Here is a 15,370-nt window from a genome sequence, read left to right on the forward strand (position 1 = left end):
AAAAGCAGTAGCGCGGCGATTCTAAATATCTCAGCAAACTCTGGAGCTATGTGAGCATTGCCAAACAAACCCTCTAATCGCCTTCCAGTGGACGACTGCCCTGACAGCTTAGCGAGTCGTGCATCCCATTGCGAGCCGCTCCCGAATTCGTCAGACGGAAGACGCTTTGCGAGACACTGAATGAGTTCCGACCTTACAGCATCACCGGCCACCGTCTGAATGGCAGTACATGCCTAGCTCTGACCAAAACCACCGATCTTAGTAGGTTCATCGTTCCCGGTTCTTCGGTAAATGAGTGACCATTCCGGGAGAACACGCGTGTGGAAGGCCGCGCCGAGACGTGCGGCACGAGTCCACAGCTCGCGCAAGATCTGAGCCGTCGGATTTGGTGGAGAAGACGATTATGGCCGAAGTCAGTAGCGAGCTTCGCAATATGCAAACCATCGAAGCACTCGAATCAAACGTTCGTGCGTACTCACGTTCGTTTCCAGCTATCTTCAGTCGAGCGCGCGGCTCCATTCTGTTAACGGAGGATGGTCGAAAGGCTATCGACTTCCTATGCGGTGCTGGAGCGTTGAACTATGGCCATAACAACCATCAGATCAAAGCTGCCATCACTGAGTATCTAGCATCGGATGCCGTCGTCCATGGGCTTGACATGGCCACTCCTGCAAAGCTCGAGTTCATGGAGACGTTCAGCTCTGTCATACTTCGGGAGCGGGATCTGCACTATCGATTCCAATTTACGGGGCCAACAGGTGCTAATGCTATCGAGGCAGCTCTGAAGCTTTCGCGCAAAGTCACCGGACGTCAGAACATCATTTCATTCACGCATGGATATCATGGGATGAGCTTAGGAGCGATGGCCGCAAGCGGCAATCGTTTCTTTCGCACGGCCAGCGGCACTTCTTTATCGGGCGCTACGTTCATGCCCTATGATGGCTATCTTGGATCAACTGTTGATACGGCAGACTACTTGCGACAGGTGTTGACGGATGAGAGCAGTGGCATGGATCGTCCAGCTGCCATTCTCGTCGAAACTGTCCAGGGGGAGGGTGGTATAAATGTCGCACGGAAGGAATGGTTACAATCAATTCAGGCCATTGCAAAGGAAGCTGGCGCTCTTTTCATAGTTGACGACATCCAGATGGGCTGTGGTCGTACGGGCGAATTCTTTAGTTTTGAGTTCGCGGCGTTATCGCCAGATATTGTCGTACTGTCGAAATCGCTAAGTGGGTACGGTCTGCCGCTATCGATGTTATTGATTAAAGAGGAGTTCGATGCATGGCAGCCAGGAGAACATTCCGGTACGTTCCGCGGCAACAATCTCGCACTGGTGTGTGCAACCGCGTCCATAAATCTCTATTGGCGGAGCGAGACCTTTGCGCAGGGGGTTCAGCGGATGGGAGAACTTGTGAAGCGCCGACTTGAAGCCGTTGCATCAGAGTATGGAAACAGTTTTTCCGTTCGAGGGCGCGGCATGGCCGTGGGCTTTGATTGCCGACGGACTGAGGTTGCAGCAGCGACTGCACGCAAGGCGTTTGAGAAAGGTTTGATCGTCGAACGATGCGGGGCCATCGATGAGGTCGTAAAGTTCTTGCCGGCACTCACGATTGATCACGATACCCTAAACCAAGGCCTTGAAATATTCGAGGAAGCGCTGGCCGAAACACTGAAGCAGACTGCGATCTGACTAACCGCCGTTTTCGGACATCTGAAGGAAACACCATGGCCTACGAGACCATCAAATATGACCTCGTTGATCAAATCCTCACGATCACTCTAAATCGGCCGGAGAAGCTGAACGCCTGTACCGCATTAATGGAGCGCGAAATCGTCGACGCCTTTGACCGAGCAGATGAGAACAATGACGTCCGCGCCATTATCGTGACCGGTGAAGGCCGAGCCTTCTGTGCCGGCGCCGATCTATCTTCGGGCGCCGACACATTTGACCGCGACACGCGGCGTGGACCGGTTAAACGACTGCTCAATGGCGCAGTAGATTATAGCGATCCGAAGGTCAGTGACGGCGGCGGTAAGATCGCGATGCGGATCTTCAAATGTCTGAAGCCCGTCATCGCCGCAGTGAATGGGCCTGCGGTCGGCATGGGCGCCACCATGCAGCTCGCGATGGACATCCGCATCGCGTCTGAAGCCGCGCGTTTTGGCTTCGTGTTCTCCCAGCGAGGCCTCGTTCCGGAGGGGGCTTCGAGCTGGTTCCTCCCGCGCCTCGTCGGCATCGCACAGGCGCTGGAGTGGTCTCTGAGTGGCCGGGTATTTCCCGCGCAGGAAGCGCTCGCGGGTCGGCTAATTAGCAAGGTTGTGCCGTCAGATCAACTGCTTCCGACGGCGCGTGAGCTCGCTCGCGAAATCGCCGACAAGACCTCACCGGTATCAGTTGCGCTTATCCGGCAGTTGATGTGGCGCATGCTGGGCGCAGATGACCCGATGGAAGCCCACAAGCTCGAAAGCCGCGGCATGTATACGCGCGGGCGTTCCGGCGACGCCAAGGAAGGCGTGATGGCATTCTTAGAGAAGCGGCCCGCAGTTTTCAAGGACAAGGTGCCGGCCGACATGCCGGATTTCTTCCCATGGTGGACGGAGCGAGAATACAAGTGATAGTTCCTTGTTTGACGGGCCGATCGGATCGGCGCGGCTAGACGAGGCGCACTTTTCGCACGGTGTGCGACCCGCTGATATCAATTGGTCGACGAGATGGTGAGTTTAGCGACTGGCCGGGATTTTAGTCATTGGCAGCGATGGCATTCTCGGGATCTCAACCGGACTCATTTCGTCGACCGGTGGGTTCCTGTAAGAGCTCAGATTAAATGACAATCAGCAATTGTCTAGGCGCGTGTTGAGCACGCTTTCTTCTGTTTGAGAGTGTGCTCTCGAGCGAATCTCCAGTTCCTGACTAAGGTCATCGGCATCGGATTACTGACGAGCAAACCACGGACGATCGCCATAAAGAGCGCCGTTGCTCCCTGCCGCTCAATCGACTGACGGCATGGGGCCACCCCGCGGGTGCAGCTGGCGGCACTGATCTGGATGGCCTCGTTGGCTCGGAGCACGAAACCTGTCCGGCCGACCGAGCCTGCCGACGCGCCCAGTCGTCACCTGTTCGACACGAAGCACAATTACAATCTTCCGGATGAGATGGTGCGCGCCAGCTAGGCCGAGAATTCTTGTTAGAACACTTCTGGGCGAGTTGAGCTTCTGCCTCAGTTCCTTTCGACCGATCGTCCACAGCGCCAGCGGATCGGCGATGAGCAGCTCATGCTGATCGAAAGTCTGTTGCTGGCGCAAAAAGTCCGTCGGTGCAGCACAGGACCATAGCCGCCGCCAGCGACCTGTCGCAATGGCGGGCGAAGCGCCACCCTCATGGTCGTCGCTATAGCCCCGGCTCCAGCGTGTCAGTATAAGCGAGTGCCCGCCGATCGGCGCCACGTCACGCCCTAGCATCGCTTGCGACCGCCAAGAAGAAGCACTTTTCATGCTTCCGCGGTTGGGATCGAGCACGGCTTGTGGTTGCTCTCGTCGACCGTCATGGCCCTACTGCTCATACCGCCGAATGGCGAATGCTCGACAACAACTAGCAGCTTGTCGCATCGGCTTGGCATGTGCTGTGCCGTACGCCGCAGCCCCGATCTGTCCAATACCACTTGAGAACGTTTTACCGTGTAGAGGGTTAATAGTTGCAAATGCCTCATCACTTTTGAACCGTATCTCACCAGAATAAGCAGTATTTCGAGTCATTGTTTATGGTGTACATATCAGCTGAATTGAGTGTCTAAGCTGCACGCAGTGATCGCATCAGGAACGAGAGTAGCAATGAAAAGCGTAGTTAATCCGTTGCAAGTCTCACGGTTCCTTCGAGTATATGACGACGCCGCCGTCCAGAAGGGCATCAACCTTTCGATAGGATTTGATTTCAATGAGTACGTCTCGATCACGCGGGTCCTTCCCACAAAGAAGCCGACATATCCGAATTTTCGGCCAGATCGTTCGACGATCAAACCGGGGGAGGGATATTGGATGGTGGGCGTCGACAAGAACAACCAGGTTGCGCTCGTGCAGGCTGCCCGACTTTATGACCTTTCGCACAGTAACTTTGCAGAGCATCTTGAATCTCTGAAGGCGTTCTACGCCGATCCAAGCGTACATGCACATCCTCAGGACCGTTGTACCTGCGCTGCACCAACCGCAAAGAAGATCACTGGGAAAGTAGCCTACCATGGAGATTTTTGGCTGCGCAGCGACTTTAGAGGGCAAGGCATACCCACGATCATGGCTGCAATACTGCGGGGGGCGTCATTTGCCATGTGGGCTCCTGATTTCGTATGTGGACTTGCAGAGCGGTGGCTACTAGACAAGGGCGTTCTTGCGCAATACGGACATGCCCATTATGAGCACGGCGGTTCGATACTTCATCTGGTAGACGAGAATATCGTTGATCACGACTTGCTTGTTTGGCTAACCGGCAAGGAATTGAGGAGTCTTGTTGCCGATCACGATAGAAGCGATCCGGCGTTAGCTTCCTAAAATCTCGCCGAGACTGTGATCGTGATCAATCCGTTGGCTCGGGATTCGATTGCCCGCTCGAACTTGAGGTCTAGCGGGACCAAGCCTTCCGTCAGCCGGTGGTGGATGCATCGCCGTTCGCTCATCAGCGATGTTGGTGCTAGAACCGATCTTCGAAGCCGACCTTCCACCCGAACAGTACGCGTATCGTCCCGGGCGAAATGCCCAACAGGCGGTGGTCGAGGTGGAAGCGCAGCTGTTCCGTGGTCACCCGGAAGTCGTGGACGCTGACCTTGGGGCAACTGTTAAGCGGCCAACACGTTCGTCCGCGGACGTCGACAGATCGGCATGTGGCATTGCGAATCAGCTGTGCGTGCGCAGGATCGAATTCATCGTTCTTCGCCGTGTGCGATTCGCACCACCTAGTGGCCCTGCCACCAGTTTACGATTGCGCTCCGTGGGCGTCAGGTGTCCGGCTCTACGGCAGGTAGCCACCGCCTACACACTGGCGAGCGTGTCGTCGTCAATCCTGTTCGTGACCTGCCCCTGAAGTTTCATCCAGCGGCAGTTTAGAGTCTCGGGGTTTTGTACGCCAAGTGGCGCGGGTGGAGCAACGGACGAGCTGGTCGGGGTTACGTAGCCGATCGTCCGTTGCGGTGAGGGGGGCCGCGTAGGCCGCGGAGGTCAGGTATTTCAGCGATGAGTGGGGGCGCTGGAGATTGTAGCCGGCGACCCAGACAGCGATCTTTGCGCGGGCGTCGTCAAGATCGAAGAACAGAGTCTCGTTGAGCGGCTCATCGCACATCCGGCCGTTGAAACTCTCGACGAAGCCGTTCTGCATCGGCTTTCCCGGTGCAATGAAGTGCCAATCGATGGCTGCGTCCTTGCACCAGGCCCCACCAGGATCGGGGCACGAGTTCCCACGGCCTTGCGGCGAGCCCGCCGCTTGCGGACGGTGAGCCCTCCTCGCGGTAAAGCCGGTAGATCCGATTGATCCCCGACGGCTCGCCCTCCCGCCGCAGCAGGACGAACAGCCGGTGGTAGCCAAAACGTCGCCGCTCGTTGGCGAGGTCACACAGCCGGCCACGGAGGGCCGCGTCTGGAGAACGGCCGGAGCGATAGCGGATCATCTTCCGATCCGCGCCCACGATCGAACAGGCCCGCCGTTCCGACAGGCTCATGACGGCCTGCAGATGCGCGACCGCAGCGCGCTTGGCGACGGGCCCTACCATTTTTTTGAAAGAAGCTCGCGAAGGGCGGCGGCGTCGAGCATCTGCTCGGCCAGAAGCTTCTTCAGCTTCGCGTTCTCGTCCTCCAGCGCCCTCAGCCGCTTCGCCTCTGAAACGTCCATGCCGCCGAATTTGGCCTTCCAATTGTAGATCGTCGCTTCGGAGACCGCGTGCTTGCGAGCTAGGTCGGCCGTCTTCGCTCCGGCCTCATGCTCCTTCAACACCGCGATAATCTGCTCTTCTGTGAACCTTGCTCGCTTCATCTGTCCGTCCTTCTTCGGGCCGGACTCTAACTCCTTCTGGAGGAAATACTCAGGGGCAGGTCAGTCGGTATTGACGTGAGTCTAGCCTGAGCGATCGCCTCAAGTGGCAAGGAATGACGATACTCTCGGCGCCACGAAGGGCGCCAGAACTCGCGACGCGCAATGCTGTTGGCGGTCTCTTCGACCACCACCCCATCGCTCGCCAGAAGGACCGTGTCCTCCAGCGCAGGCCGCGCCAGTGCTTGCAGTCCTCCCAGAACGCACCTCCCCGAAAAAAATTCGGCGGACGCAGATGCCAATCGCTCGTCGCATTCTCACCTCCTGTCAGACACGTGTGGGAGCCGGGGCTGACAGGAAAACGAAGTCCCGCGCTCAGCGCAACCGGGCGACTCGCAGACGTCAAGATTAACTCGAGCTTTCGGGTCATCCTGGGTATCCGCATCTTCATGCTGCCGGTGTCTCTGTCCCGGCGGTCGTGCCATCCGTGCCGAACATCGCAGCCGAACATTGGTGAGCATTCTCATACTGGTTATTAGCCGATTGAGGTTCTCAACGTGGGGATCAGGCGCCCGAGCAAGGTCACCCTCATCTAAGGCCCCATCGTTCGCCTCCCACATGGGCCTTCCAGCGTGCTTGCGACATGACCTTGGAACCATCACGCAGTCTAGCAATGATCGAACCGTCAGGCTTATGACTATCGCCAGCTGACCAGTGAGCCTCTTGCCAGTGGGCGCGGTGATCTGCCGACAGTACCGTACGGTCCGGGCTCGAGCGCACCGAATCGCCAAGCCCTTCTCCATTTGATCACGCGATCACTCCACAGATGATCATCGCAGAAGTCGTCGCCAGATAGTCCAAGACGCTAAGCGAGCTCGGCGGACGTCGTCCAGTTCTTCCAAAATCAGAATTCACCTCATGCGCCTTTCAGCTTGTATACCCACGCCAGAATTAGCTGCGAACAAGCGATTGGGCTGCCTCAACATGCACTTCGATCAACTACCATTGCTGGTAATTGATCCATATAACCGAAGCATGTCACCTGTCGGTAGATAAACGTCGGCCGGTTAAGTCGCCCGCGGCGACAGCCAGTAAGGATATCGGCGAGGCGATTAGGGTGTTCGAGCAATTGTTATGGCGAAATCCTTGAGAGTCTCGGCGGCTCCGCTTTGGGGATGCTGGGGATCTCACGGCAACCCGACACGCGTGGCAACCATCTGCGGGCTCAATCGACGAGACCGTCGAGCGATACGAAAAACTGAACGAATGAGGCATCTGTTCTGTTCAATGACGAGGACTACCAACCGAACATGGTGGGAGATACGAGATGCAGCGCAATGGTGAAATGACGCTCGGATTGTACCTGATTCAGGCGGGATATAACGAAGGCGCATGGCGAGATCCGAGCGTGCCAGCCAATGGCGGAGTTGACGTCAACCATTATGCTCACCTAGCGGCACTTGCCGAGGCCGCGGCGTTTCACTTCGTGTTTATCCCCGACAGCCCAAGTGTTGTCGAACAAGATAACGAAAACATAGCTCGTGTGAGCCGCAACGACACCTTCGAGCCAATCACGCTTTTGTCGGCACTTTCATCGAGAACACGGGATATCGGCCTTGTCGCGACAGCGACCACGACGTATCATCAGCCCTACCATCTTGCACGAATGATCGCCTCACTTGATCACCTCTCGCGCGGACGGGCGGCCTGGAACATTGTCACATCGGGAAATAAGTACGAAGCTCCAAATTTTGGCGAAGAAGAACTTCCAGATCACGGCACGCGTTATGCCCGGGCAAAAGAATTTGTAGAAGTTGTCAAGGGGCTTTGGGATACGTGGGAAGACGACGCTTTCATTCGCGACAAGCAAACAGGTTTTTTTGCTGACACGACGAAACTTCATTTCCTTAACCACCGAGGGGACTACCTATCAGTCAGAGGCCCGCTGAACATCGCACGGCCGCCGCAAGGATATCCCGTGTTGGTTCAGGCAGGCGCATCCGAGTCCGGAATACGATTCGCTGCAGCGCTGGCGGACGTGGTGTTTACCGCTGAACCGTCGTTGGAAAGCGGTAAACAATACTACGCAACTCTCAAAGAGAAGGCACGCGCACTTGGGCGAAAGGAGGATCAGGTTCTGATCATGCCTGGCATTGTTCCAATCGTTGGGAGGACCAAGGAAGAAGCGTCCGCGAAGCTTCAAAGGCTACAATCGGATACGCACATTGACGTTCAAATTGGGACCGCCGATCGTTGGCTGGGATTTGTCACGGATATCCGTTCGATGGATCTCGACTCGTTAGTACCCGAATCGTTACCGAGGACGAACTTCATCCAGAGTCGTCAGAAGGTGCTCCTCGACTTGGCCGTGCGCCAGAAATTCACTTGGAGACAACTGATTCGCTCGATATCGGACAGCCGTGGCCATTTCATGATTGTTGGAACGCCGGACGAAATCGCCAGCGCCATGGTGGATAGATTTGATCAACGTGCGGCTGACGGATTCAACATATTGCCCGCAACTGTTCCAGGCGGGCTCAAGGATTTTGTTGAACTCATTCTCCCAGAACTGCGCCGGCGAGGCAAATTCAGGTCCAAATACGCTGGACAAACATTGAGAGAGAATCTCGGCCTCGAGCGGCCACCTAATCGGTTCACGCAAGCGGGTTTAACCAGTTGATGACCTGCCACTGCGTATCTGCTCCACGTCGCGCGAAAGTCCTAGTCAATCAGAGTTTGGCGGCCCTTATCGACAGGAATCCTATATTTGAGAAGGGCTTACAGCGAACGGAGGCTGAGATCGGCATCACATCGGCGTGGCGGTTTTCAGCGCATTCTGGAGCCTTGCGACCATGATCAGGCATGCGGATGAGCCAAGCCGCTTGGCGAATGCTGCGGCGCGCTGATCATGCCGTGATCTCGAGAGCGTCGAATGGCGGCCGTCGAGGGGGCTGGTCGGATCAGCAAGTGTTGGTCAGGGTTCTTGAGTTGGTGCTGGCCGGCACCGAATGTCGCGAGAGATCGAAGCTTGGATCATCTTGGATCGTGAATGGTACGGCGTTCCTGCGAAAAGGCGGCATTCGATCAAGGTTGCACAAGAGTGTTGGGGGCAGTCGGGAAGCAAGATAATTGTCATGTTGCCCTTGATCCTTTCCTTTGCAGAGTATTGTTCGAGCTTGCCCCTTGGCTATCGGCCCCACTTGACAGGGAGTGGGTGACGGTTCGTGCACGTCGGCGGCGCAGCCAGACCACGAAGAAAACTGCAAGACCAGGCCGGCAATTGCTATTGATCATTTGGGCTATGCGGTGGGCTTCCGCACGACGTGGTCCTGATGGGCCGCCGCTACGGCATCGATACGGCTCTGCGTGTGGGTATTCCGTAAGGCCCGACTATGTAGCCAGCACCTGCCAAATGCTTTCGGTAAGGGGACCCGGCCGCACAGGCGTCGCAGAATCATGGTCGGGGAAACGGACGCCCTCAAAAACTGCTATCGCGCCGTAGCAAATACCGACCGATCTCCGTCGAAAAGGTTGCGATCGGTCTGCCAAGCAGCTTGGCGCAAGTCATGCAGCGTGAATCTTGAGTCGGCTTCAAACTCTACGTGTTTGCCCAGATGCGGGAAACAATCGGCATTGCCACTCCGGATGCATTCTGTCGAAGTTGCAGCTGAGCCTCCTGTTTGATTCCGGCTGCGCGCTCGTCGTCTCCTGTCATCTCCATGACCGGAATGCGGCCATGGTCGACGACGACGTTCCGTCATCAACATCTTATTCGATTCTGTCAGATCTAAGCTATCCGATTTGGTAGCTGCTCAAGCGACCGCGTCCATACTAATTATTGCTCCAAGTAAGGAAGCGATCGAGCTAAGCGTTAACGGGTCCAATGTGAGCTGTCGTCAAATTGTCTGCCATGCGACTCAGCTAAGCCGTCGGCTCTGCATGCTTGGCAAACGAAGCGGAGAACCAAAATGCCACAGCAGAGCCAAATCTCTGAGGATGGCCGGCCGACCGGACATTTTCGCAACACTGCTTACATGATCAATACGAGCCGTCCGTATTTCGATGCAGCCCATGAGGCTGGTCTCATGGCCATCTATGGACGTTCGACGACGGGGCGTACTTTCGCTCTGGGCTCGGGTTCACTTGAGAGGCGACCGGAAAAAATTGATTTCGTGCGGTGTTCATATCTTGGCTTGGACAATCATCCCGTGATTGTCGATGCCGCGATCGACGCGATCGAGGCACATCGGTCGTTGCATTGGTCCTGCGCACGAACGCGGCTCAATTTCGATCTCCTGGCAGAACTTGAAACAATCCTGTCGGAGATGTTCTCCGCACGCGTGATCGCCTTTTCCACTGTCATGCTCGCGAATCTAGGTGCGATGCCACTCCTTGCATCGGGCGAATTGACTGGTGGAAGAAAGCCGCTTGTCGTGTTCGACCGCCTTGCGCACTTATCGCTGGCCTATCACAAGCCCGTGGTTGCTGATGAAACGGGGGTGGAAACAATCGCGCACAACGACCTAGACGCTCTGGAACGCTTGTGCCGCAGCCATTCAGCGGTTGTCTATGTATGCGATGGTGTTTACTCCATGGGAGGAAATGCGCCGCTCAAGCAGCTGCGCCAACTCCAGGAACGGTACGGGCTTTTTCTCTATATTGACGATGCTCACGGCATATCGATCTTCGGACGCCAGGGGGAAGGATTTGCTCGCTCTCAGTTTCCGGAAGTCCTGGGGGACCGCACGATCATAGTAGCCTCGCTGGCAAAGGGCTTTGGCGCATCGGGCGGCATGGTGATGCTCGGAACGGCTGATCAAGAAGCTCTCTTTCGAAGGTACTGCATTCCCTATGCGTTTTCCGTACCCCCCAACCTGGCAGCGGTTGGCGCGGCGCTCGGATCGTGCAAAATTCACCATTCGGCAGAACTTGGCGATCGGCAGCGGCGGTTAGCGCAACGTATCAAGAACTTTGATCGTCATGTTGCAACCGCCCAGCAAGGAAATTCCTTTCCTATCAGAATGATTGCAATAGGATCGGAAACCAAGGCGATTGCAATCGCCAAGTTACTCCTTGATTCCGGCTTCTACACTTCGGTGACGTTCTTCCCAACGGTCCCGCAGGGAAAGGCAGGGATCCGAGTGTGCATTACGGCCGATCATGAAGACAAAGATATAGAGCGATTGTGCGACTGCATCTTGGAAGCTGTGGCTCAAACGCGGGAAGCCATATCCTTTGAGGTGATGTAATGATTCAGACGACGAATCCATTGAGCTGCCCGGTATGGTTGCTATCACCTTATATCAAAAAGGATGATAAAGGCTCGTCAAATCTCAATCCATTATTCGACGCCCTAGGCGTCTGCGGATTGTTTGGGCCATTGTTCTCAACAGGGCGTTACTCGCTCGTAACTCCGGTTGCGATTGTCTAAACATGCCGAAGCCAGGAAAACTCGGCGAGCAAAGCGACCGCCGCGTTGCGCTTGTGACTGGAGGAGCGCGCGGGATCGGACTGGAGATCGTTCGCCGGCTCTTGGTCGATGGCTATCGCGTCGCCTTTGTTGCAACAAAAGCAGATCATTTGGAGCGGGCGCTCAATCTTCTCGGCTTCTCGGAAGAACAGCTCTATGCTGAGAGGATTGACGTAACTCGACACAATGATGTGCAGGTGTTTGTGGATCGAATCCGGGAACGCTGGGGCGAGATCGACATTTTGGTGAACAATGCTGGCATCTCCCCCAAGCGCGTGGACCAAAATGCACCTTGGCTTTCGCAGACGTCCCTCGATGAATGGGCGCGGGTCATCGATGTCAATCTCACCGGCCCCTTCATTCTCATACGGCTCCTGGCGCCAGCAATGATCGCGAAAGGCAATGGACGCATCATCAATGTCGGGTCACTCGCGGGGCGTGCCATGCCCATGGTCGCTGGGCCACATTATGCCGCTTCTAAGGCGGGAATGGTCGGCCTAACCCGCGCTGCTGCGCGGGATCTCGCGCCATATGGTGTCACGGTCAACTGTATCGCTCCTGGACGGATTCTCAGCGATTTGACTGGATCACCCGAGGCCGCGGTGAACCGCACTGCTCTCAGCAGGATTCCGGTCGGCCGTTTTGGAACTGCTGAGGAGGTGGCGCATGTCGTAAGCTTTCTGGCCTCGCCAATGGCGGGCTTTATCACCGGCGCAACCATCGACATTACAGGCGGCGAGTTCGCCGCGTAAGCCGATGCATATCGCATTTGATCGTCGATAGTGAAAGCTGGGTTCGCTTGCGCTCACCGTGTCCTCAACTTTCTCGCGTCTCAAACGGCACATAGTCGCGGGTGCATGGAGGACATGGATCGACTGGAGCGGGGTCGTCTTATGTCGGCTTTCATGCGTCTTTCTCGCGATGGTTAGCATCAACCAAGTCGTCGCTTCCGGAGAGATGCCAGCGTTGGATCACGGCTTGTACGCACTGGATCGCAGTCCGGCCTCTTCCGCCGATGGCCTGGTAAACCGCGCCACGCTCTCCGCGTCTGCAAGCTAGCGTCGCGAGCAAGTGACATTGCGCAGTATCAGCTCGAGGGAAAATGGAGCCCCAGATGGAAGTGTTCTCGCATCTGCGCGTCGTCGAGATCGGTAGCTCGGCGGCAACCAGCTATTGCGCTCGGTTGTTTGCCGACTTCGGCGCCGATGTTCAGAAGGTCGAGCCGTCAAGTGGAGATCCACTCCGCGCTAGCGCGCCACTCACGCCTTCTGGCCAGAGCGCGTGGTTTGCATTCCTGAACTTCAACAAGTCGAGCCTTATCATCGATGTCACCGATCCAGACGCGGTTGCGCAGCTGACGGCAGTGATCGAAAATTGCGACATTCTGATTGATGGCCGCGATATTGATCCCGCAGAGTGCCCTTCCATTGATATCGCCGCGATCCGGCTGAAATGCCCCGGGTTGATTTACCTTGAAGCAAGCTGGTTTGGCCGCGAGGGGCCCTATGCAGGATTCGCCGCAACCGATTCGACGATACGCGCGCTCGCCGGCCTCATCAAGCTGGCTGGACCGGCCGAGGGTCCGCCGTTGCACGCACCGGATTTCCAGACTGGTATCTTAGCTGGTCTATGGGGCTTCATCGCGGCGGCTGCTTCGACGGTCCCGGGAATAAGGCGAGGTGGGAGAAGGTGGTCGTGGTCGCTCAGCGTTTTCGAATCGAGCCTCGCTCTCAGCGAGTATCAGATGTTCGAGGCGTATGAGCACGGGGATGTGATGCGTCGAATTGGCATAAACCGCTTCTGGCCGAACTTTCCGATCGGCATCTACAAAACAAAAGAGGGCTGGCTCGGTGTTACAACAATCACTCCGGCGCAATGGCGCGCGTTCTGCGATATGCTTGGCCTGTCCAAACTCCGTGACGATCCGTCTCTCCTCATGGGGGCCGATCGTCTGCAACACGTGCAACGGATCGAACGGCAGTTCATTCCGAGGCTGAAAACGCGCACCGCGCGCGAGTGGTTTGCGGAAGGACTGAAACGCAAGATCCCGATCGTACCGGTGCCCGAAATGTCCGATCTCCTGCAGGACGCGGAGAAGAGCGAGCCAGGCGCGATCGTGCCTGTCCTGATTGGCGAAGAAGAGGGCCAGACGGCTGGCTCGATGCAGAGGCTGACACTGACGCCGCCGCGCCGGGGTGGCAAGGTTCCGGCTCCAGGGGAGCAGCAGAGTGTAGCACATATGGGAAGGCGCTTCACCGGCACTGCGTCGTCATCGTCCGACCGCATCGATGTAGGCGGGCCACCATTGGAGGGAATTCGCGTCGTCGACTTCTCGATGGGCTGGGCGGGTCCCTTGTGTACGCGCACACTGGCTGACCTTGGTGCGGAGGTTATCAAAATAGAGGCCATCCAGTATCCGGACTGGTGGCGTGGTGTTGATCGACGGCCTGCTTACATCGAGGATCGGATGTATGAAAAGAGGGCGCGCTTCTGCATGGCGAACCGGAACAAGCGCGGCGTCACCCTCGACCTGACGCGACGGCAGGGCGTCGCTCTTGCAAAGCGGCTTGCTGCGGGAGCTGATATTGTCGTCGACAACTATTCGGTCGATGTGCTGCCCAGGCTCGGGCTTGGCTACGACGTGCTCAGAACGCTCAATCCTCGACTTATCATGATGTCGATGTCAGCCTTTGGCACGAACAGCACCAGCCGCGCTTGCCGGGCCTATGGTTCGACTCTCGAGCAGGGCTCCGGGTTACCGAGTCTGGTCGGCAAAACCGGCGGGCCTCCCGTGATGAGTCACATTGCTTTTGGAGATGCCGTAGGTGGGTTGAACGGCTGCGCTGCAGTTCTGGTTGCGCTATTCCACGCTCGTACCACCGGGCGAGGGCAGTTCATTGACCTTGCGCAGATCGAATGCATGCTGCCGTTTGCAGCTCCATGGATCACGCTCCATTCGATCGACAGTGCGCCGCCGGTAAAACACGGCAATCGACATCCGCAGTTCGTGCCGCATGGCTGCTTCCGGTGTGCCGGTGAGGACAATTGGGTCATAGTAGCCGCGGCCGACCAGGACATGTGGCAGAGGCTTGCCAGACTCATTGGGCGGCCAGACTGGGCCAAAGACGCTTCGCTGAAAACTGCGGAAGCTCGCCGTGATAGCGAGGATTTGATCGAACAAGCGATCGAAGCCTGGACGATCACCCGCGATGCGGACCAGGCGATGTCCGAGTTGCAGGCCGCAAGGATAGCGGCCGGCGTGGCCCGCCTGCCAATTGATCTGCTCAGTGATCGGCATCTCAGGTCGCGCGGGTATCTGCAAGAAGCCGAACGCGCTTTCATTGGCCGGCATCCGCAGCCGTCCATGCCAATTCGGGAGGGTGAAAGGCCCAATGCAATCCGCACAGCGGCACCAACGCTTGGACAACACAACAGGGAGATTCTAACAGGACTTCTTGGGCTTTCTGACACAGAGATCGCGCACTTGGCTAGAGACGGTATCATCGGCACGGTGATGCTTTCCGAAGACGAGCTCACAAGAACAAAGAAGGTATCGCCAGTCTGATAAAGGCCACACCCCAGATCGCCGAAAGCTCAGGCTTGGCAGATCGGTCAGCTCGCGGTTAGAGATCGACCCTGGTACACTGTACCACCGCACGATACGGGCCAGCAGTACGCCACTGCATAGAGTTGATCGCCGCGGATAACGCTGATAGCGACCGTTCTTGCGTCGGCATGCGCTGACTACTCAGTCGTCCGTGAAGAACCCTGAATTCAGGCTGGATTGATTCGGGGTCGGGCGAAGAGGATGGCCAGGATTTGCCACAACGAGAGCCTGAGCCAGCAGATCAGGCGGCGGAAGTTGTAGCCGACGGCGGCGAGGACGGCGT

The 15,370-nt window shown here is 56.9% G+C and carries 7 protein-coding genes and 1 pseudogene; 7 read left to right on the top strand and 1 reads right to left on the bottom strand.

Annotated features, from left to right (window positions below; genetic code table 11):
* Positions 1–433: 433 nt before the first annotated feature.
* The 3 genes from ectB to IVA78_RS01920 all read left to right on the top strand — a co-directional run bounded on the left by ectB (position 434) and on the right by IVA78_RS01920 (position 4,542).
* Entirely contained in the window at positions 434–1,693 is a 1,260-nt protein-coding gene (gene ectB / locus IVA78_RS01910; RefSeq protein ID WP_247464023.1) for a diaminobutyrate--2-oxoglutarate transaminase, read from the top strand.
* 35 nt (positions 1,694–1,728) lie between these two features.
* Entirely contained in the window at positions 1,729–2,619 is an 891-nt protein-coding gene (locus IVA78_RS01915) for a crotonase/enoyl-CoA hydratase family protein (RefSeq protein WP_247464006.1), read from the top strand.
* A gap of 1,212 nt (positions 2,620–3,831) precedes the next feature.
* A complete protein-coding gene (locus tag IVA78_RS01920; protein ID WP_247464009.1) occupies positions 3,832–4,542 on the top strand; it encodes a hypothetical protein in 711 nt (236 codons plus the stop codon).
* A 477-nt stretch (positions 4,543–5,019) separates the two neighbouring features.
* Here the strand turns inward: IVA78_RS01920 and IVA78_RS01925 are convergent.
* Positions 5,020–6,013, bottom strand: a pseudogene (locus tag IVA78_RS01925) (integrase core domain-containing protein).
* Positions 6,014–7,337: 1,324 nt separating this feature from the next.
* On the opposite strand from IVA78_RS01925, the gene IVA78_RS01930 reads away from it, so the two are divergent.
* The 4 genes from IVA78_RS01930 (at position 7,338) to IVA78_RS01945 (ending at position 15,045) form a co-directional block, all read left to right on the top strand.
* Positions 7,338–8,690: an LLM class flavin-dependent oxidoreductase gene (locus IVA78_RS01930; protein WP_247464012.1), complete on the top strand. Its 1,353-nt coding sequence runs from the start codon at positions 7,338–7,340 to the stop codon at positions 8,688–8,690.
* 1,288 nt (positions 8,691–9,978) lie between these two features.
* The gene (locus IVA78_RS01935; RefSeq protein ID WP_247464014.1) at positions 9,979–11,259 is read left to right on the top strand and encodes an aminotransferase class I/II-fold pyridoxal phosphate-dependent enzyme; all 1,281 of its coding nucleotides are present in this window, start codon (positions 9,979–9,981) and stop codon (positions 11,257–11,259) included.
* Positions 11,260–11,443: 184 nt separating this feature from the next.
* Positions 11,444–12,232, top strand: a complete 789-nt coding sequence (locus IVA78_RS01940) for an SDR family NAD(P)-dependent oxidoreductase (RefSeq protein ID WP_247464017.1) — start codon at positions 11,444–11,446, stop codon at positions 12,230–12,232.
* 362 nt (positions 12,233–12,594) lie between these two features.
* The gene (locus IVA78_RS01945; protein WP_247464020.1) at positions 12,595–15,045 is read left to right on the top strand and encodes a CoA transferase; all 2,451 of its coding nucleotides are present in this window, start codon (positions 12,595–12,597) and stop codon (positions 15,043–15,045) included.
* The last annotated feature ends 325 nt before the right edge of the window (positions 15,046–15,370 follow it).

It is taken from the genome of Bradyrhizobium sp. 137 (genome assembly GCF_023074095.1).
In the GTDB taxonomy this organism is placed as follows: domain Bacteria; phylum Pseudomonadota; class Alphaproteobacteria; order Rhizobiales; family Xanthobacteraceae; genus Bradyrhizobium.